The 17,645-nt window shown below is 63.0% G+C and carries 19 protein-coding genes; 13 read left to right on the top strand and 6 right to left on the bottom strand.

The window, feature by feature from the left end; translation table 11 throughout:
• Positions 1 to 15: 15 nt before the first annotated feature.
• From IB265_RS04830 to IB265_RS04800, 7 genes are all read left to right on the top strand, one after another.
• Positions 16 to 972 carry a homocysteine S-methyltransferase family protein gene (locus IB265_RS04830; RefSeq protein ID WP_057250471.1) on the top strand — a complete coding sequence of 319 codons (957 nt, stop codon included), beginning with the start codon at positions 16 to 18 and terminating at the stop codon, positions 970 to 972.
• A gap of 253 nt (positions 973 to 1,225) precedes the next feature.
• Positions 1,226 to 2,731 (top strand): YdiU family protein, encoded by a 1,506-nt coding sequence (locus IB265_RS04825; RefSeq protein WP_058320517.1) that lies wholly within the window; start codon positions 1,226 to 1,228, stop codon positions 2,729 to 2,731.
• A gap of 433 nt (positions 2,732 to 3,164) precedes the next feature.
• Complete coding sequence (locus tag IB265_RS04820; RefSeq protein WP_210334387.1) at positions 3,165 to 5,498, top strand: glucose/quinate/shikimate family membrane-bound PQQ-dependent dehydrogenase; 2,334 nt, start codon at positions 3,165 to 3,167, stop codon at positions 5,496 to 5,498.
• 104 nt (positions 5,499 to 5,602) lie between these two features.
• On the top strand, positions 5,603 to 6,070 hold the full coding sequence (locus IB265_RS04815) for a hypothetical protein (protein ID WP_057250473.1): 468 nt from the start codon (positions 5,603 to 5,605) through the stop codon (positions 6,068 to 6,070).
• A gap of 250 nt (positions 6,071 to 6,320) precedes the next feature.
• Positions 6,321 to 6,734 (top strand): helix-turn-helix domain-containing protein, encoded by a 414-nt coding sequence (locus IB265_RS04810; protein WP_057250475.1) that lies wholly within the window; start codon positions 6,321 to 6,323, stop codon positions 6,732 to 6,734.
• A gap of 217 nt (positions 6,735 to 6,951) precedes the next feature.
• Positions 6,952 to 7,455 (top strand): GNAT family N-acetyltransferase, encoded by a 504-nt coding sequence (locus IB265_RS04805; RefSeq protein ID WP_057250477.1) that lies wholly within the window; start codon positions 6,952 to 6,954, stop codon positions 7,453 to 7,455.
• A gap of 10 nt (positions 7,456 to 7,465) precedes the next feature.
• On the top strand, positions 7,466 to 8,053 hold the full coding sequence (locus IB265_RS04800) for a DJ-1/PfpI family protein (RefSeq protein ID WP_057250479.1): 588 nt from the start codon (positions 7,466 to 7,468) through the stop codon (positions 8,051 to 8,053).
• Between the two features lie 110 nt (positions 8,054 to 8,163).
• Here IB265_RS04800 and IB265_RS04795 read toward each other — a convergent pair whose 3' ends face one another.
• The 4 genes from IB265_RS04795 to IB265_RS04780 form a co-directional block, all read right to left on the bottom strand.
• Positions 8,164 to 8,838 carry a nitroreductase family protein gene (locus IB265_RS04795; protein ID WP_057250481.1) on the bottom strand — a complete coding sequence of 225 codons (675 nt, stop codon included), beginning with the start codon at positions 8,836 to 8,838 and terminating at the stop codon, positions 8,164 to 8,166.
• Positions 8,839 to 8,997: 159 nt separating this feature from the next.
• Positions 8,998 to 9,912, bottom strand: coding sequence for a cytochrome c (locus IB265_RS04790; protein ID WP_057250483.1), 915 nt, complete (start codon positions 9,910 to 9,912; stop codon positions 8,998 to 9,000).
• 109 nt (positions 9,913 to 10,021) lie between these two features.
• The gene (locus IB265_RS04785) at positions 10,022 to 10,468 is read right to left on the bottom strand and encodes a cytochrome c (RefSeq protein WP_057250485.1); all 447 of its coding nucleotides are present in this window, start codon (positions 10,466 to 10,468) and stop codon (positions 10,022 to 10,024) included.
• Between the two features lie 236 nt (positions 10,469 to 10,704).
• Entirely contained in the window at positions 10,705 to 11,337 is a 633-nt protein-coding gene (locus IB265_RS04780; RefSeq protein ID WP_057250487.1) for a LysE family translocator, read from the bottom strand.
• A gap of 131 nt (positions 11,338 to 11,468) precedes the next feature.
• Between IB265_RS04780 and IB265_RS04775 the strand changes: the two genes are divergently transcribed.
• Positions 11,469 to 12,164, top strand: coding sequence for a YafY family protein (locus IB265_RS04775; protein ID WP_057250489.1), 696 nt, complete (start codon positions 11,469 to 11,471; stop codon positions 12,162 to 12,164).
• A gap of 84 nt (positions 12,165 to 12,248) precedes the next feature.
• Here the strand turns inward: IB265_RS04775 and IB265_RS04770 are convergent, their stop codons facing one another.
• Positions 12,249 to 12,851 carry a superoxide dismutase gene (locus IB265_RS04770; RefSeq protein WP_057250491.1) on the bottom strand — a complete coding sequence of 201 codons (603 nt, stop codon included), beginning with the start codon at positions 12,849 to 12,851 and terminating at the stop codon, positions 12,249 to 12,251.
• A gap of 219 nt (positions 12,852 to 13,070) precedes the next feature.
• Between IB265_RS04770 and IB265_RS04765 the strand changes: the two genes are divergently transcribed.
• The 3 genes from IB265_RS04765 to IB265_RS04755 all read left to right on the top strand — a co-directional run bounded on the left by IB265_RS04765 (position 13,071) and on the right by IB265_RS04755 (position 14,934).
• Positions 13,071 to 13,409 (top strand): hypothetical protein, encoded by a 339-nt coding sequence (locus tag IB265_RS04765; RefSeq protein WP_057250493.1) that lies wholly within the window; start codon positions 13,071 to 13,073, stop codon positions 13,407 to 13,409.
• Between the two features lie 233 nt (positions 13,410 to 13,642).
• Positions 13,643 to 14,230, top strand: a complete 588-nt coding sequence (locus IB265_RS04760; protein WP_057250495.1) for a TetR/AcrR family transcriptional regulator — start codon at positions 13,643 to 13,645, stop codon at positions 14,228 to 14,230.
• A 188-nt stretch (positions 14,231 to 14,418) separates the two neighbouring features.
• Positions 14,419 to 14,934: a hypothetical protein gene (locus IB265_RS04755; RefSeq protein ID WP_057250497.1), complete on the top strand. Its 516-nt coding sequence runs from the start codon at positions 14,419 to 14,421 to the stop codon at positions 14,932 to 14,934.
• 64 nt (positions 14,935 to 14,998) lie between these two features.
• Here IB265_RS04755 and IB265_RS04750 read toward each other — a convergent pair whose 3' ends face one another.
• Positions 14,999 to 15,880 (bottom strand): branched-chain amino acid aminotransferase, encoded by an 882-nt coding sequence (locus IB265_RS04750; RefSeq protein ID WP_057250498.1) that lies wholly within the window; start codon positions 15,878 to 15,880, stop codon positions 14,999 to 15,001.
• A gap of 153 nt (positions 15,881 to 16,033) precedes the next feature.
• Here IB265_RS04750 and IB265_RS04745 point away from each other — a divergent pair, with 153 nt between their 5' ends.
• Positions 16,034 to 16,561, top strand: a complete 528-nt coding sequence (locus IB265_RS04745; protein ID WP_057250501.1) for a GNAT family N-acetyltransferase — start codon at positions 16,034 to 16,036, stop codon at positions 16,559 to 16,561.
• On the top strand, positions 16,558 to 17,598 hold the full coding sequence (locus IB265_RS04740; protein ID WP_057250503.1) for a zinc-dependent alcohol dehydrogenase family protein: 1,041 nt from the start codon (positions 16,558 to 16,560) through the stop codon (positions 17,596 to 17,598). Before IB265_RS04745 ends, IB265_RS04740 begins: the two co-directional genes overlap by 4 nt.
• The last annotated feature ends 47 nt before the right edge of the window (positions 17,599 to 17,645 follow it).

Here is a 17,645-nt window from a genome sequence, read left to right as displayed (position 1 = left end):
CCGGTGGAGACCGACATGGCCAAATACCGACGGAGCCTGCCACTCTTGAAGGGTGGGCTGTTCCTGAGCGACGGCGGCATGGAGACGACGCTGATTTTCCACGAAGGCGTCACGCTTCCACACTTCGCAGCCTTCGTGTTGCTTTCGACCGCCGATGGGCGGCGTCGGTTGCTGAGCTACTACGCGCGCTACCTCGCGATCGCTCAGCAACATGGCATCGGCTTCGTGCTCGATACGCCCACATGGCGGGCAAGCTCGGACTGGGGCGTAAAGCTTGGCTACAATGACGAGGCACTGGCCGTCACAAACCAGAATGCCGTCTACATGCTTGCGGAACTGCGCGGCGAATATGAGCGCCCGCAGGCACCGATCGTGCTCAGCGGGGCGATCGGGCCGCGTGGCGACGGCTACCGCCTGGGCCGTATGAGCCCTGACGAGGCCGAAGACTACCATTCGCCGCAAATCTCGGCCTTTGCCGTCAGCGATGCGGACATGGTGAGCGCCTATACGCTGACCAGCATCGACGAAGCGACCGGCATTGCCCGTGCGGCCCAGAGCCACGGCATGCCCTGCGCCATTTCCTTCACGGTGGAGACAAATGGTCGGCTACCGGACGGCCGCACGCTTCAGACAGCAATCGAGACCGTCGACGCTGCGACCGGCGGCTATCCGCACTACTACATGATCAACTGCGCCCATCCGAGCCACTTCGAAACAATCCTCGACGCCGAAGGCACCTGGACGCAACGCATTGCCGGCATCCGGGCCAACGCCTCGATGATGAGCCATGCTGAACTCGACAATAGCGAAACGCTCGATGCCGGCGATCCCGCCGACCTCGGGCAGCGGTACAGAACACTGACAGCGCATTTGCCACGATTGCGCATCCTCGGTGGCTGCTGCGGCACCGATCATCGCCATATCGCGGCAATCTGCGAGGCCTGCCTTCCACCGACGGCGCTGAGCGCCTGAGGCACGGGGCCTCGCCCTCCCGGCCCTCTCGCGAGTAATCGCGGGAGGGCGCCGCGTTTTTGGGCTCCCGCAAAGCCATAGTGTTAGGGATGAGGAATGCGTGCGCGGCTTTCCGCCCGCATCCCGCTCACTTCCAAGAATCGATCACGATGATTTTTGGCCGCGCCGACCCACAATCATCGTGATCTCGTGTAGACTTGGGCGGAAAGGACGGCCCCGGGTTATCCCGGCAGACGCCGTTGACCGCTTGATCATGAACTACGCTCCCCCCTCACCGACCGGAAATGCTGAAGCCTTTGTCTTCGACAACAGCTATGCGCGGCTGCCACAGCAGTTCTTCGCCCGCGTCGAGCCGACCCCTGTTGCCGAACCCTGGCTGATCAAGCTCAATAAGTCCCTGGCAGAGGAGCTCAGGCTCGACGTCGCCGCACTCGAGCGCGAAGGTGCACAGATCTTCTCCGGAAACCATGTGCCTGTTGGCGCCGAACCGCTTGCCATGGCCTATGCCGGCCATCAGTTCGGCACCTTCGTGCCGCAGCTTGGCGACGGCCGGGCGATCCTGCTCGGCGAAGTGATCGATCGAAACGGAACGCGGCGCGACATTCAGTTGAAGGGACCGGGCCAGACGCCGTTTTCACGCCGTGGCGACGGTCGCGCGGCGCTCGGGCCGGTGCTGCGCGAATATATCGTCAGCGAGGCGATGTTTGCCCTGGGTATCCCGACGACACGGGCGCTGGCGGCCGTCGTCACCGGCCAGCCCGTCTATCGCGAACAGATCCTGCCCGGCGCCATCGTTACGCGCGTTGCCGCGAGCCACATGCGCGTCGGCACCTTCCAGTTCTTCGCTGCGCGCGGCGACATGGCTTCGGTGAAGATCCTCGCCGATTACGCGATAGACCGGCACTATCCCGACATCAAGGACAAGGACCGGCCGTATCTCGCCTTCTTCAAGGCGGTGACCGCGCGCCAGGCGGAGCTGATCGCCCGCTGGTTGCATGTCGGTTTCATCCATGGCGTAATGAACACCGACAACATGACGATATCCGGCGAGACGATCGACTTCGGCCCCTGCGCCTTCATGGACGCCTACGACCCCAGGAAGGTGTTCTCCTCGATCGACCAGATCGGCCGTTATGCCTATGCGAGCCAACCCGGCATCGGCCAGTGGAACCTCGCCCGCCTCGCAGAGACCCTGGTGCCGCTCTTCGACGATAATGCGGACACGGCGGTCGAACTGGCCAACGATGCGCTCGGCGAATACGGCGCAATCTTCCAGCGCCATTGGCTGGACGGCATGCGGGCCAAGATCGGACTGGCCACGAGCGAAGAGAGCGATCTCGATCTCGTGCAATCACTGCTGACCGCCATGCACAAAGGCGAGGCCGATTTCACTCTCACCTTCCGGCGGCTGTGCGACAGTGCCCGCGATCCGGCAGGCGATGCGATGGTCAGCGCTACCTTTGCCTCGGCCGAGGCAATCCAGCCATGGCTTCAGGACTGGCGCCAACGGCTTTCCCGCGAAACGGCAACGCCCGAAGCGCGCTCGGCGGCGATGAAGGCCGTGAACCCCGCCTACATCCCCCGCAATCACCGCATCGAACAGGCGATCGCGGCGGCAACCGACGACGCGGACTTTTCGCTGTTCGAAGCGCTGATCGACGTCACCGCGAAGCCCTCCGAGGATCAACCGCAATTTGCCGCCTACCAGGAGCCGCCAAAGCCCGAAGAGGAAGTGCAGCGAACCTTCTGCGGCACTTGACCGCCGCCTGAAGCAAGCCAGCTAATGCAACGTCGCCTTGAAGCGATCCCGCACAGTTCCTCCGGTATTGATTCACCGAAACGCTCTATCTTCTTGTTTTTGCGCGCTGCGAAGGCAGCGCCGCTTTCTCTGGCAGCGGGCCGAGCCGAAGCGCATGTCCGCCTTGCCTTCAGCTACCTCGGCGCCTTGAGCACAACCCCATCGCATGCCTCTAAATTTCCGCGCTGCGGAATTGTGGCTATTGAAAGGCAGGTGCGGCGCGTTAGGTGCTACCGGTAAGGGTGCCAAACGCGCCATTCCACGCCAGGCTGCCGCGAAGTTGCTTGCGACCGCCAACTCCGAAACCGACCTGTCTCACGCGGCCCCGAACGGGGACCGGCGTTATGGAAAAAACCGTGCCGCGGCACCGTTCTTCAATGCGGGAGTTTCCATCATGCTCATCCTGACGGCCATCGTCTTCGCTCTCATCGGCCTCGTGCTCGGTGGCGGCGGGGCCAAGCTGCTGATACTCGGCGGCAGCCCCTACTACCTCGTCGTCGGTATCGGCTTCCTGCTGACGGCCGTGCTCCTGTTCATGCGGAAATCGGCGGCGATCTGGCTCTATGCGTTCATTATCGTCGGCTCGCTCGGCTGGGCGATCTCGGAAGTCGGCTTCGACTGGTGGCAGCTTGGCCCGCGCGGCGGCGTCATCGTGCTTCTGGGGCTCTGGCTGCTGCTGCCGGCCGTCCGTCAGCCACTCGGCTTCCAGAGCCCTACGGGCGAGCGCTATGCGGTGAGCGCCTGGCCGCTGGCGATCGCCATACTCATCTCGATCGGCGTGGCGGGCTATGCCCTGATGCTGGATCAGCACGATATCCGCGGCGATCTGCCAAGCGATGTCGTTGCCGCCAACCCGCCGCTGGGAGGTTCGGTGCCTCCGGGCGAATGGCATCAATACGGGCGCACGCCGTTCGGTCAAAGGTATTCGCCGCTCAATCAGATCACGCCGGACAATGTCGGCAATCTGAGGGTTGCCTGGCAATACCAGACAGGCGACGTCAAACGGCCCGACGACGTCGGGGAGACGACCTATCAGGTCACGCCGCTCAAGATCAAAGACACGCTCTATGCCTGCACGCCGCACAATTGGGCGATCGCGCTCGATGCCGCAACCGGTGAGGAAAAATGGAAGTATGATTCCAACTCGGGCATGAACCCCGACCGCCAGCATCAGACCTGCCGCGGTGTCACCTATTGGGCCGATCCGGCTGCCGCGCCGGGCAGCCCCTGCGCCGAGCGGGTCTACCTGCCGACCTCCGATGCGCGCCTGATCGCGCTCGACGCGGCGACCGGCTCCGTCTGCACCAGCTTTGCCGATAACGGCGTGCTGCATCTCGAAACGGGCATGAAGTACAATCCGGCCGGCTACTATTATTCGACGTCACCACCGGTGGCCGTTGCCGGCAAGCTCATTATCGGCGGCGCCGTCAACGACAACTACTCGACCCAGGAACAATCCGGCGTCATCCGTGCCTTCGACATCAACACCGGCGCGCTGATCTGGAACTGGGACAGCGGCAACCCGGATGTAACGACGCCCCTTCCCGAGGGCCAGACCTACACGACCAACTCGCCAAACAGCTGGTCGGTGTTCAGCTACGACGAGGGCCTCGGCCTGGTCTACATCCCCATGGGCAACCAGGTGCCGGACCAGCTGGGCATGGGCCGCAGCGAGCACGTCGAGAAATACTCGTCGTCAATCGTCGCGCTCGACATCAACTCCGGCGCCGTGCGCTGGGTGCGCCAGACCGTGCATCACGACCTCTGGGACATGGACGTGCCGGCGCAACCGGCCTTGCTCGACATCACCAAGGAAGACGGCACAGTGGTGCCGGCGCTGGTCGGGCCGACGAAGCAGGGCGATATCTACGTGCTCGACCGCAGGAGCGGCGAGCCGATCATCCCCGTTGAGGAGGTTCAGGCGCCGGGCGGAGCGATCGCTGAGGATTTCACCGCGCCGACGCAGCCGGTCTCCGGCCTCACCTTCATGCCTGCGCCGCTGCAGGAGAAGGACATGTGGGGCGTCACGCTCTTCGACCAGCTTGCCTGCCGCATCGCGTTCCGGTCGCTGAAATACGAGGGGCGCTACACGCCGCCGTCGATCGAAGGGACGCTCGTCTATCCCGGCAACTTCGGCACCTTCAATTGGGGCTCCGTCGCCATCGATCCGGAACGGCAGGTGATGTTCGGCATGCCGACCTACCTTGCATTCACCTCGCGTCTCGTGCCTCGCGATCAGGTTCCGCCAAAGGGACAGGACGAGAAGGGATCGGAACAGGGCCTCAACCGCAACGACGGCGCGCCCTATGGCGTCTTTATGGGCCCCTTCCTCGGGCCGCTCGGCATTCCCTGCCAGGCGCCGCCATGGGGTTATGTCGCCGGCGCGGATCTTCGAACCGGCAAGATCGCCTACAAGCACAAGAATGGCACCGTCGAGGACATGACGCCGCTGCCGTTGCCGTTCAAGGTAGGTGTGCCAGGCATCGGCGGACCAATGATCACCAAGGGCGGCCTCGCCTTCCTCGGCGCCGCGGTCGACGACTATCTGCGCGCCTATGACCTGACGACCGGCCGCCAGCTCTGGGAAGCACGCCTGCCCGCCGGCGGCCAGTCGACACCGATGAGCTACGCGGTCGGCGACAAGCAATATGTGCTGATCGTCGCCGGGGGCCACGGCTCGGTCGGCACGAGGCCCGGCGACTACATCATCGCCTACACCCTGCCTTGAGGTGCGAGAATCATCCCTAATTCTCGCTAGAAGGTTGCATGGGCAAGCTCCGCGCAAGCCCGCAAAAGCAGCTTCCCCCGGACGACAGATTCCGGGGGTTTCCCATGAAGATCGACAACAGCATCTCGAACTACTACTTCTCCCAACGCCGCCAGCAGATGGGTACGGTTTCGCCGATAGAAGAGACCGGCACCGACGCGCGCCCGCGCCAAGCCCCGACGATTGCGCCGCCGTCGACGTTGAATGCGCTCTCCAACGCCTTGTGGGCGACCGCGACCCGCGACGAAACCGGCACGGCCTCGATCACGGACCAGGAAGGGGCGGCTCCCTCAGGCAACTCGGTCAGCGACGAATTCCTGAAGCGCGCGAAGATGAGCCTGGCGGAACAGATCCGCGCGCAGATCCTGGAATCGCTTGGTCTCAGTGAAGAAGACCTCAAGGCGATGGATCCCGATCAGCGCAAGGCTGTCGAGGACGAAGTCCGCCAGGCGATCGAACGTGCGATGGGTGTCGAAAAGCAACGTGATGACGCCGCTACGGACATCGCGAACGGCGGCGATGACATCCTCTGAGCAAGCGGAATTGCCGGTCCGGCTTGCCTCGGTCCGGTTATGGATTGTAACCGCGAGCCCGGCGCGCAAAGCGACCTTCGGCCGGGAGATGGCTGAGCTTGGCGCTGTTCGAGTAGGTCAGGCCAGGATTTGCCGACGCCACAGTCTCGGCATTCGGGAGGGCCTAGATGGGCCCTTCCCTCCCACTGCCATTGACACCCGACAGCGTGTCATTATCTATTGCTCCAGAAGCTATAGGTTTGAGGCGAGCATGTATTCCATCGGCGATCTCTCACGGCGCACCGGCGTCAAAATCCCGACGATCCGCTATTACGAGCAGATGGGGCTGATCGCGGCACCCGAACGGTCCGAAGGCAACCAGCGGCGCTATGAGAAGAGCGAGCTCGAGCGACTTGCCTTCATCCGCCATGCGCGCGACCTCGGCCTGTCGATCGATTCCATCCGCGACTTGCTCGCCCTCAGCCAGCATCCGGAACGCCCGTGCGGCGAAGCCGACCGGATCGCCAGCGAACATCTGGCGACCGTTCGCGAGAAGATCGCCCGGCTGAAGAAGCTGGAGCAGGAACTGGAACGCATCGTCGCCTGCGACGGCAACCATACGGTGGGCGACTGCTATGTGATCCGGGCCCTGGCCGACCACTCGATGTGCGAAAACGAGCACTGAGACTGCCGAGCCACCGTCGCTCGCGCGAAAAAATTCCCGTTGACAAAATCGCGAAAACGAACAATCTAGCGCCCATGATCAAGAACGCACCCATTTGCCGCGTGTATTTTTGGCTGTTCCGATAGGAGCGGCCTGCTGATCATATTCAACAAGGCCGCCATCAGGCGGCTTTTGTTTTTCCGGCTCCTGATGGCGAGAAAACCCGAGGAGCCAAGACATGCTACAGACCGCCATCCCTACCCTTCATCCGGTCCCGTCGACGCGGCCACCGATGGTCACGATCCGCTGCGCCAAGCAGCGCGACCTGCCGGAACTGCGCGAGATGATCGCCGAGCTTGCCGCCCACCACGGCGATGCCGCGCCGATCACGCCCGAACAGCTCGAGCGCGATCTCTTCGGCCGCACGCCCTGGATCACGGCACTCGTTGCCGAGGCCGGCAATCGGCTGATCGGCTATGCGATCCTGGTGCCGATCTACCGGGCAGCCGAAGGTGCACGCGGCATGGAACTGCATCACCTCTTCGTTCGCCCTGAAAGCCGCGGCACCGGCATCGGCCGTCACCTCGTTGCCAAGGCGCGCGAGCAGGCGAAGATGGCCGGCTGCGACTTCCTTTCGGTCAGCGCCGCCACGGGCAACTTCCAGGCGCATCATTTCTACGAATCCGAACGCTTCGTGCCTCGTCCGGTGACCGGCATGCGCTATATGCAGAAGCTTGGATGAGGATCGAACGATGCGTCTTGCAATCGTGCTCTGTGAAGGCTTCGCCGATTGGGAATGTGCGCTGTTGATGGCGGCGGCGCGCACCCATCTCGGCATCGATGTCGAGGTCGCCACAGCCGACGGCGCACGCGTGACGTCGATGGGCGGGCTCGACGTCTCGGCGCATCTGTCGATCGACGCGCTCGATCCTGCGGGCTTCGATGGCTTGGTGATCTGCGGCGGATCGATCTGGGACACGAATGAGGCTCCTGATCTCTCGACAACGATCCGCGCTTTCGATCGCGACAAGCGGGTGGTCGCGGCCATCTGCGGTGGTGTCAATGCGCTCGCCACAAGCGGTCTTCTCAACGGCATCGACCACACCGGCAACAGCGCCGAAAGCCTTGCGGCGCTGCCCGGCTATCGCGGTGGGCCGCACTATCGCGATCAGCCGCAGGCACTGCGCGGCGGCCATGTCGTCACCGCCGCCGGAACCGCGCCGATCAGTTTTGCCGGCGAGATCCTGCACGGACTTGGCCTTGGCTCGACGGAACTCGACGGCTTTCTCGCGCTCTACGGACACGAGCATCGGACGAATGAAAGCGGCAGCGTCGGCTGAGACTTGCGCTAAAGCGCCGTGCGTTCTTATGAACGCACAAAGGTCGCTCTAGCACTTTGATTCTAGAGCATCTTTCTGCCCACAGCGATTCCACTTGAGGGCAGGATGCTCTAGAGCCAGTTCGAGATCTGATCCAACGGCTTTTTCACCTTGCCGGCGACCGGAACGGTCGCATCCGGGGCGGGATAACCGACAACCAGGATCAGGAACGGCTTTTCACTTTCCGGTCGGCCGCAGATCTCATTGAGGAAATTCATTGGCGCCGGTGTATGGGTGAGTGTCGCGAGCCCGGCATGATGCAGCGCCGTGATCAGGATACCCGTGGCGATGCCGACACCTTCGTTGATGTAGTAGTTCTTCTTCAGGTCGCCCGGATTGGGGCCGCCGCGCTTCTGCGAGAAGATGACGATCAGGTAGGGAGCGGTCTCAAGGAAAGGTTTGTCCTCGTCCGTGCCCAGTGGCGCCAATGCGTCGAGCCATTCCTGCGGCGCCTTATCCCGATAGAAGATGCGCTCTTCCTCTTCCGCCGCGCGGCGCACCTCGGCCTTGATCGCGGCGCTCTCGATGACCGTGAAATGCCAGGGCTGATGATTGGCGCCACTCGGCGCCGTGCCGGCCGCCTTCAGACAGGTTTCGATCACCTCCCGCGGCACCGTGCGATCGCTGAAATAGCGTGTGGTGCGCCGACGGTTGATCTCGTCGTAGAAGTCGGCGGCACGCGTCGCCATCTCCTCGGGGCTGCGCTCGATCCACTGGTCATAGGGCACGGTTTCGTGTGGGCGCATTCAGTCTCCTCCTCGTTGTCCTGCAGCAACGCGCGCCCCTCTTGACGCACAAAGGTCGCTGCAGCACTTTGAATTCCTGCATGTTTTTCCCCTCAACCGGTGACGATCGGGGAAAGCATGCAGAAGGAGTTGAGCGCGCCTCGACGCGAAGATCAAGGGTCAGAGCGCCGGGACCGCCTTGAGATAGGCGGCAATCGCCTCCCGGTCGGCCGGCGTCAGTTTCGCCATGTTCTTCTGCACCTCGACCATCGAGCCGCCGACCGAATCGAATTCCGGCGTGAAGCCGGTTTCCAGATAGGAGGCGATATCTGATGCACTCCAGCCGCCGATGCTCTTGGAACCGGGTGTGATGTCGGGGATGCGGCCCTGGCCCTCCGGATTCGGCGCGCCGGCCAGCCACTGATCGGGCTCGAAACCGCCAATCGCATTACGGGGCGTATGGCACTCGCCGCAATGGCCCGGTCCCTCGACGAGATACTGGCCGCGGGCAAGCTTTGGATCGTTGGCGTCCACCGCGACGCGTGGCTTGTCTGTCAGGAACAGCAGCTTCCAGCCGCCCAATGCCACCCGCATATTGTAGGGGAACGGCAGTTCGTGCGGCGGCGCCACGTAAGCGCTCTTCGGCAGGGTCTTCATGAAACCCCAGAGATCGTTGACGTCATTGGGCGTCATGCGCGTATAGGAGCCATAGGGGAAGGACGGATAGAGATGCTCGCCGTTGCGTCCCACGCCGCGGGTCATCGCATTGCCGAAGTCCGCAAGCGTCCACCCGCCGATGCCGGCGGTCTCGTCAGGCGAGATGTTCGGCGCATGGAAGGTTCCGAACGGGCTCTTCAACGGTGCGCCGCCGGAAAGAACGAGGCGAGCGTCACCTTCGGCGCCCCGCTTGGCGTGACAGCTCACGCAGCCGCCGGCCCAGAAAACCTGTTCGCCGTTGGCAAGATCCGGTTCCCCGAGCCCCTCCCAATGAGACGCACTCCACGGCGCCGGCTTCGTCAGCCACCAGAAGGCTGCTCCACCCACGACGCCCAGCACCACAAGACCCGAAATCAGCTTTCTCGTGCGACGCCCCATTGTCACCCCTCATGCCTAGCCGCAGGCGGGCCGGCTCTAAATGCAGATAGAGGCACGCGGCTCGAAGTCGCGTGCCTCCCTAGTCAACATGATGCGACGTCGCCGCCCCTTAATCCTTCTTCAGGCGATAGCTCTCATGACAGCTGCCGCAGTCCTTGCCGATGCCGCCAAGGGCCGCGCCGACTCCGGCCTGGTCAGCCGGGAGCTGTGCCAGAACCGTCGCGGTATCCGTGCCGAGCTTGGCGGCCTTGGCCTTGAAGTCATCCATGTTTACCCAGATCTTCGGGCTCGCCTCGGTCTCATGCCCCGTCTCCGAACCGGCCGGGAAATGGTCAGGGAAGGTCTTTATCGTTTCGCTGATCGTCGTCAGCGACGCTTTGACGACCTCGGCGTCATAGGGTTTCTCACCTTTGGCGATGCCGGCAAGCGCGCCGGTCGCCGCACCCACCTTTTTCATCAGCTGCTGACGAACCACCTGCGGCTCGTCGGCTGCCGTGACGGCAGTAACCCCCAGGCCCGCAAGAGCGGCAGCCAACATCAGTGCGCGTATTTTCATCAGGTTCTCCCGGTCAATCAAATCTGTTTGGCGAATCTGCCTGGCAAGCCTTCATGTCCAATGCGCCGGCATGATGTCATCTTGATTATTCTGCGGAAGTAACATTTTTTTGATGTGCTTGTTACGACAGCAGAATTTCCAATGATCGCCTCGTATTTCCGGGATTTCGACCGGTCAGAAGTATAAATATGACATTTATAATCATGTTTATACTTCACTCGCGGCCACGATGGACATCAGTTCGCCCAGCCCTGCCAGATGGTGAACGCCGCGACCAGAATGAGCACCACGCCGGCGGCGCGGCCGATCCACATCGTTGCGCCGGGGCTGCCAACCAGGAAATCACGACCGCGGCCGGCGGCAAGCGCCAGGCCGCCATAGATCGCGAGCTGCGTTGTCGCGATCATTGCGGCCATGACCAGAGCCTGCGACCAGATCGGCCCAAACTGGGGTTTGAGGAACTGCGGATAGACCGCCAGCATGAAGAGATAGGCCTTGGGGTTCATCAGGCTCGTCAGCGCACCCTGCCGGAAACTCGCCCAGCGCGAGAGCTTCCCCGAGCCTTCGATGCCGCCGATGGTGATCGAACTCCTGACGAGCGAAAAGCCGATCCAGGCGATATAGGCAGCACCGGCGACGAGCAGCACGTTGAAGAGACCAGGCACCAGATGCAGAATGACGCTGACCCCGAGCGCCGCATAGAGCGTGTGCAGCACGCCGCCCGCCATGATGCCGGCCGTCGCCGACAGGCCGGAGGCCCGGCCGCCGGTCAGCGAGTTCGCCAGAACGAAGACCATGTCCATGCCCGGCACGATGATGATGCCGAACAGCAAGGTGAAGAAGAGCCAGAGATTTTCCGTGTAGGTCATGTCAGTTGTCCGTCGCCTGATTTTTCATTTCTCTATACGAATTGCTGTTTTTTCAATTCGTTGGCTGATGGTATAAATCCGGGCAACTGACAAGGTATTGTCAGGAGCGTTGACGACGGGAGCGGTTTTCGATGCGCAAGGCGGCACGGCTTTTCGAGATCATCCAGATCCTCAGGCTTGCGCGAAAGCCCGTGACCGGCGCGGCGATGGCCGAGACGCTGGAGGTGACGGTGCGCTCGATCTACCGCGATATCGCAGCACTTCAGGCGATGCGGGTGCCGATCGAGGGCGGCCGCGGCATCGGCTATATCCTCAGGCCCGGTTTCGACCTGCCGCCGCTGATGTTCTCGATCGAAGAAACGGAAGCGATCGCCGTGGCGCTGGCGCTGCTTTCACGGACCGGCGACGAAGAACTGAAGGCGGCAGCCGGCCGCGTCAACAAGAAGATCACTGCCGCGGTGCCCGAGCCGCTCCGGCTCGCCTTCCGTTCCCAGGCGCTGCATGCCTGGGGAACGATCGCCCCTTCGCCCGCCGGCATCGATCTCGCTTTGGTGCGCCGGGCGATCCGCGACGAGCAGAAGCTCGAACTCAACTATCGCGACGAACTCGGCCGCGCGACGGAGCGGATGATCCGGCCCGTGGCGCTGATCTACTATTCCGAAACTGCCAACATCGTTGCCTGGTGCGAATTGCGGCAGGCTATCCGCAATTTCCGCGCCGACCGCGTCGAACATTGCGAGGCGGCGGGCGCGTATTTCCCGGGCGAAGGCAACCGCCTGAGGGAACTCTGGGTCAGCGCCTGGAAAACGCCACCGACCGCGGCCTGACCCATCTATTGCCGGAGCGCAGCCCAAATGAAAAGACCCGGCGCAAGCGCCGGGTCCAAACGTCATGCACGGAAAACGAGCGACTTACTTGGCCGCGGCTTCGTACATTTCGAGCACGTAGTCCCAATTGATCAGGCTGTCGACGAAGGCTTCGAGGTACTTCGGACGGGCGTTGCGGTAGTCGATGTAATAGGAGTGTTCCCAGACATCGACGCCGAGGATCGGCGAAGCACCGTGAACGAGCGGGTTTTCGCCGTTCGGAGTCTTGGAGATCTCAAGCTTGCCGTTCTTGACCGAGAGCCATGCCCAGCCCGAGCCGAACTGGCCGGTGCCGGCAGCGATGAAATCGGCGCGGAACTTGTCGTAGCCGCCGAGGTCGGACTTGATGGCCGCGTCGAGCTTGGCCGGCAGGCTGGTGCCGCCGCCGCCCTTCTTCATCCACTTCCAGAAGTGGATGTGGTTGTAGTGCTGGCCGGCATTGTTGAACAGCGGCTGGTTGGTGCCATAGGACTTCTTGACGACTTCCTCGAGCGACAGGTCGGCAAGGCCGGCTTCTTCAGCAAGCTTGTTGCCGTTGGTCACGTAAGCGAGGTGATGCTTGTCGTGGTGGTATTCGAGCGTCTCGCGCGACATGTAGGGCGCCAGCGCATCGTAATCGTAGGGAAGGTTCGGCAATTCGAAAGCCATGTGGGCATCTCCTCTTGGCATGGGATTTCGTCAGGTAAATCTGTGAGCGGGAACATAGGCACCGGCCCCCATGGAGGCAACCGATGCAATGCCAATTTTTCCTCAACCCACGGAATATACTTTCAACATCATTTTGAAAGCATGACACTTTCGAGCACATTGACGCCACGGTTTGCCTGCAGCCTCGCCGCTCTTGCAATCATGCACTAAGGATCACCCATGCCACAGCGCTTGCTCCCCGCTCTCGTTCTCTCCACTGCTGCGGCCTTCACCGCATCCGGTGCCGCGGCCTCTTCCGGCGATGCGTGGGAGACGTTCCGGGCAGAGGTTTCGAAGAAGTGCCTGGCGGCCGCCACCTCCCTGCAAAAGGCCAGCGCCGTCGTCGATCCCTTCGGCTCCGAGAGCTTCGGTCTGGCGCTGGTGATCGGTACGCCAAAGGGCTCCAAGGCCGCGGTCACGCAGATCTGCGTCTTCGACAAGAAAAAGAAGACGGTCGAACTCGGCGGCGAGCTTACGCCCGACACGGTGAAGGTGGGCGTGCCGACAAAGAAGAAATAGCCGAGAGCCGACCTAGACCACGAACTGCCTGCCGTTTGCAGCCAGTTGGCGTCCGCCACAATGAGTTGCGAATCGAACATGCGATCCTGCAAGGCCGATAGGCCGGCAGCCGCAGACTTCGTCTGCCCAGCCGCACAGACCGGCTGGGCGCCTCTGCACCAAGACAATGGCACAAGCGCCTCGACGGCCGCTCGTCGCTTGAGCTTCAACCGACCCGTTGATAAGTCTTGGTCATGGTGAGCGATACCTATGAGAGGATCCTGGACTCAGCCGAACACCTCATGGTGTCGCGGGGCTACAACGCGTTCAGCTATGCCGACATCTCGGGCGAACTGGGCGTCGGCAAGGCGACCATCCACCATCACTTCCCGACCAAGGCTGACCTTGCGGCTATGGTGCTTGCTCGCTACCGCAAGAGCAATCGGCGCCACGTCGAGGGATTGTTTGCCGCCGTCAGCGATCCGGTCGCGCGGCTTGAAGCCTATGTCGGCTACTGGGAAGACTGTATCGCCAGGCAGGATTTGCCCTTCTGCATTGGCGCCCTGCTCGCCTCGGAGTTACCCTCGCTGCCGGACGCTGTCGTTCAGCAGGTACGCGGTCATTTTGCCGACCTTTCCGGCTGGCTCGGCGCAGTGATCGAGGACGGCGTGGTCAGCGGGCATCTGAAGGCGGTGCGAGGGCCGAAGGCAGAGGCCGAGACCCTGATGGCCACCGTCCATGGTGCGATGCTTGCCGCGCGCGTCGCCGGTTCCGATCCGGCCGTTTTTTCCGCGATCGCCCGGCCCGCATTGGACCGGCTCAAGCCGACAGTCGAAGCTTGATCGCCGACCCGAAAGCGCCGGCGATGGAACGAGCATGTGCAGGACGCTGTTCCCGCGGGAACGGTGGACTGTGCAGACCCGCGCTAAAAATCAAAACCAACGGACGCGATGGGCAGCTAAATCCATCGCGTCTCTTTTTCGCCAAGTTACCGACCAACTAGTCGGTCGAAATCTGAAGGAGTAAGCTCATGGCAAATCCGCTTTCCACGCTCGGCATCATTCATACCGCAATCAGCCTCGCGCCCGTCGTTACCGGCCTCTACGGCTTTGCCCGCTACGGCGCGATCGTGCCCGCCACCCGATCCGGCAAGATCTACCTCGCCACGCTCGTCCTGGCGGTCCTGACCGCTGCCGGGCTTTCAAGCATCGGCGGCTTCAACGAGGGTCATGCGCTTGGCATCGTGACGCTGGCGGTCATCGCCGGCAGCTTGGCGATCGAACGGTTGGCCTTCGTTGGCCGCCTGAAACCCTATCTGACGACGTTGGGCTTCTCCTTCAGCTATTTCCTGCTGATCGTGCCGGCAATCGCCGAGACGCTGAAGCGCCTGCCCGCCTCGCAACCGCTTGCCAGCGGGCCGGAATCGCCGATCGTGCAGACCACGCTGCTTGCCTGGCTGGTCATCTTCCTGGCAGGCTTGTCGGTCCAGGCCTACCTGATCCACAAGCGCGCCTTGGTCAGGGCGCGCGCTCCCCGCTCGTACTGAGTGCCCGAACCGACAGCCATTTTGCCCCAGCGCCGAGCGCCGGGGCATTGCATGTGAGCGTGCGTCAGACGTCGCGGACTGCGTGCGCCCAATCCATATAGAGATCGCGCGCCTTGGCGGCGACCGGACCGGCCTGCAGGTCTCGGCTTTCGAGGCGCGTGACCGGCAGCACCTTGGAATAGTTGCCCGTGGTGAAGATCTCGTCGGCCGTTTCGAAGTCGGCCATGGTCAGTGTCGCCTCGACCACTTCGAAACCGGCTTCGCGCAGGAGCGTCATCACGCGGAAGCGGGTGATGCCGGCGAGGAAGGTGCGGTTGGCGGCCGGCGTATAGACGACGCCGTCCTTGACCAGGAAGACGTTGGAAGAGCCGGTCTCGGCGATGTTGCCGAGCATGTCGCGCACCAGCGCATTGTCGAAGCCCCGCGAGCGGGCTTCGGTCAGGACGCGCGCATTGTTTGGATAGAGGCAGCCGGCCTTGGCATCGGTCGGCATCGATTCCAGCGTCGGTCGGCGGAAGGGCGAGAGCGTCAGCGACGAGCCGCCATGGCCGTTGCCCATCGGCGCCTCGAACAGGCAGAGCGCGAAACGGGTCGATTCCGGGTCGATGGCGACGACCCCGGCAGCGCCGTGCTCGGCCCAATACATCGGCTTCACATAGAGCGCTGTCTCGCCGTCGAACTTCTTGGCACCCTCCCAGGTCAGCGCCTCGATCTCTTCCGCTGCCATCGTCGGCTTCAAACCAAGCGCCGTCGCCGAGCGGTTGACGCGCTGGCAATGCAGATCAAGGTCGGGCGCAACGCCGTCGAAGACGCGGGCGCCGTCAAACACCGTCGAACCCAGCCACATCGCGTGCGAGGTCGGGCCGATCAGCGGCGGGTTGCCCGAGAGCCATTCGCCATCGACATAGGTCCAGGTCACTGAGCGGGGGGATGTATCGACGGCCATCGGCGTCTCCTTCAGGTTTTTTGTTCTGCTTACTCGGCATAACCCGAAAAAACAGCATCGTGGTGAATGGGTATATCAAAAAATGTCATGGCGGCCATTCTGGTACCTGGACGGCCTCTCGCTTAGTCTCATGCGCAAAGGAAAGGGACAGCCGTGCGCATCAAGCATCTGGACGAGGACGACGTGGATATCTTCCGCCGCATACGGCTGGAAGCGCTCAACCGCGAGCCACAAGCATTCGCCTCGACTACGGCAGACTGGGAGCGCCTTTCGACGGAGGAATGGCGGGCGCGGCTGACGACCAACGCCGTCTTTGCCGCTCTCGACGGGGACCAGCCTGTCGGCATCATGGGGCTGATGCGCGAACGCGCGAGCCGGCTGGCGCACCGCGCCACGATCATCATGGTTTATGTGCGCGACGAAGCCCGCGGATCCGGCGTGGCGCGGCACCTTCTCACCCATCTGACCGACCATGCCCGCGCGTCCGGCATCCGCCTGCTGGAACTGGTCGTACGCGCCGACAACCCGACGGCCATCCGCTTCTACGCGCGTGAGGGTTTTCACGAAATCGGCCGTGTCCCCGGGGGCATGCTCGACGGAGACGTAGAGGTCGACGAAATTCTGATGGCGCGACACATCGACGGCCGCGCCGTACCCGCATTGCAAGGAGCGCCCCGATGAAAGCCATGTATTACGATGCGTTCGAAAAGACGCCCGAAATCCGGACCCTTCCCGATCCGACCCCGACCGAAAACGGCGTCGTCATCAAGGTCGAGGCCACAGGGCTTTGCCGGTCCGACTGGCACGGCTGGATGGGCCATGACGCCGATATCCGGTTGCCGCACGTACCGGGCCACGAGCTGGCGGGGGTTGTCACCGCCGCCGGCCGCGGCGTGATGCGCTACAAGGTCGGCGACCGGGTCACCGTGCCCTTCGTTTCCGGTTGCGGCCGCTGCGGCGAGTGCCGCTCCGGCAACCAGCAGGTCTGCGAGGCACAGTTCCAGCCGGGCTTTACCCATTGGGGTTCTTTTGCCGAATATGTCGCGCTCGACTTTGCCGACCAGAACCTCGTGCATCTGCCCGAAAGCATGGACTTCACCACGGCCGCGAGCCTCGGTTGCCGTTTCGCCACCTCGTTTCGCGCCATCGCCGACCAGGCGAAGGTGAAGGGCGGCGAATGGGTCGCTGTACACGGCTGTGGCGGTGTGGGCCTGTCGGCGATCATGATCGCAGCCGCCCTCGGCGCCCAGCCGATCGCGATCGACATTGCCGAGGACAAGCTCGCCTTCGCGAAGACGCTCGGCGCGGTCGCGACGATCAACGGCCGAGAAGTACAGGATGTGGCTGCGGCGGTGAAAGACATCACCGGCGGCGGCGCGCACGTCTCGATTGACGCGCTCGGCAACCCGGTGACCTGCTTCAACTCGATCAAGAACCTGCGCCGGCGTGGCCGCCACGTGCAGGTCGGGTTGATGCTCGGCGACCAGGCGACGCCGCAGATCCCGATGGCGCAGGTGATCGGCCATGAGCTCGAGATCTATGGCAGCCACGGCATGCAGGCCTGGCGCTACGACGCCATGCTGACGATGATCGCCGACGGCAAGCTGAAGCCGCAACAATTGATCGGCCGGGAGATCTCGCTTTCAGAGGCGATCCCTGCACTGACCGCCATGGACCGCGCAACCGACCTCGGCATCAGCGTCATCACGCGGTTCTGATAGCGCCATGGGCGGCCGGAAAAGCGCCGTCTACGAGAGGGTGCCGG

This window comes from Ensifer sp. ENS10 (assembly GCF_014852025.1).
Classification (GTDB): Bacteria; Pseudomonadota; Alphaproteobacteria; order Rhizobiales; family Rhizobiaceae; genus Ensifer.
The sequence above is the reverse complement of the archived record's forward strand: the minus strand, read 5'-3'. Positions and strand labels throughout refer to the sequence as shown.

What these genes read in the sequence shown, in the direction of transcription:
- IB265_RS04755 (WP_057250497.1), top strand. Translation starts at nt 14,419, where the DNA reads ATGGCAAATCCGCTTTCCACGCTCGGCATCATTCATACCGCAATCAGC.
- IB265_RS04820 (WP_210334387.1), top strand. Translation starts at nt 3,165, where the DNA reads ATGCTCATCCTGACGGCCATCGTCTTCGCTCTCATCGGCCTCGTGCTC.
- IB265_RS04830 (WP_057250471.1), top strand. Translation starts at nt 16, where the DNA reads ATGGCCAAATACCGACGGAGCCTGCCACTCTTGAAGGGTGGGCTGTTC.
- IB265_RS04815 (WP_057250473.1), top strand. Translation starts at nt 5,603, where the DNA reads ATGAAGATCGACAACAGCATCTCGAACTACTACTTCTCCCAACGCCGC.
- IB265_RS04750 (WP_057250498.1), bottom strand. Translation starts at nt 15,880, where the DNA reads ATGGCCGTCGATACATCCCCCCGCTCAGTGACCTGGACCTATGTCGAT.
- IB265_RS04805 (WP_057250477.1), top strand. Translation starts at nt 6,952, where the DNA reads ATGCTACAGACCGCCATCCCTACCCTTCATCCGGTCCCGTCGACGCGG.
- IB265_RS04775 (WP_057250489.1), top strand. Translation starts at nt 11,469, where the DNA reads ATGCGCAAGGCGGCACGGCTTTTCGAGATCATCCAGATCCTCAGGCTT.
- IB265_RS04780 (WP_057250487.1), bottom strand. Translation starts at nt 11,337, where the DNA reads ATGACCTACACGGAAAATCTCTGGCTCTTCTTCACCTTGCTGTTCGGC.
- IB265_RS04765 (WP_057250493.1), top strand. Translation starts at nt 13,071, where the DNA reads ATGCCACAGCGCTTGCTCCCCGCTCTCGTTCTCTCCACTGCTGCGGCC.
- IB265_RS04825 (WP_058320517.1), top strand. Translation starts at nt 1,226, where the DNA reads ATGAACTACGCTCCCCCCTCACCGACCGGAAATGCTGAAGCCTTTGTC.
- IB265_RS04760 (WP_057250495.1), top strand. Translation starts at nt 13,643, where the DNA reads ATGGTGAGCGATACCTATGAGAGGATCCTGGACTCAGCCGAACACCTC.
- IB265_RS04785 (WP_057250485.1), bottom strand. Translation starts at nt 10,468, where the DNA reads ATGAAAATACGCGCACTGATGTTGGCTGCCGCTCTTGCGGGCCTGGGG.
- IB265_RS04800 (WP_057250479.1), top strand. Translation starts at nt 7,466, where the DNA reads ATGCGTCTTGCAATCGTGCTCTGTGAAGGCTTCGCCGATTGGGAATGT.
- IB265_RS04740 (WP_057250503.1), top strand. Translation starts at nt 16,558, where the DNA reads ATGAAAGCCATGTATTACGATGCGTTCGAAAAGACGCCCGAAATCCGG.
- IB265_RS04770 (WP_057250491.1), bottom strand. Translation starts at nt 12,851, where the DNA reads ATGGCTTTCGAATTGCCGAACCTTCCCTACGATTACGATGCGCTGGCG.
- IB265_RS04790 (WP_057250483.1), bottom strand. Translation starts at nt 9,912, where the DNA reads ATGGGGCGTCGCACGAGAAAGCTGATTTCGGGTCTTGTGGTGCTGGGC.
- IB265_RS04810 (WP_057250475.1), top strand. Translation starts at nt 6,321, where the DNA reads ATGTATTCCATCGGCGATCTCTCACGGCGCACCGGCGTCAAAATCCCG.
- IB265_RS04795 (WP_057250481.1), bottom strand. Translation starts at nt 8,838, where the DNA reads ATGCGCCCACACGAAACCGTGCCCTATGACCAGTGGATCGAGCGCAGC.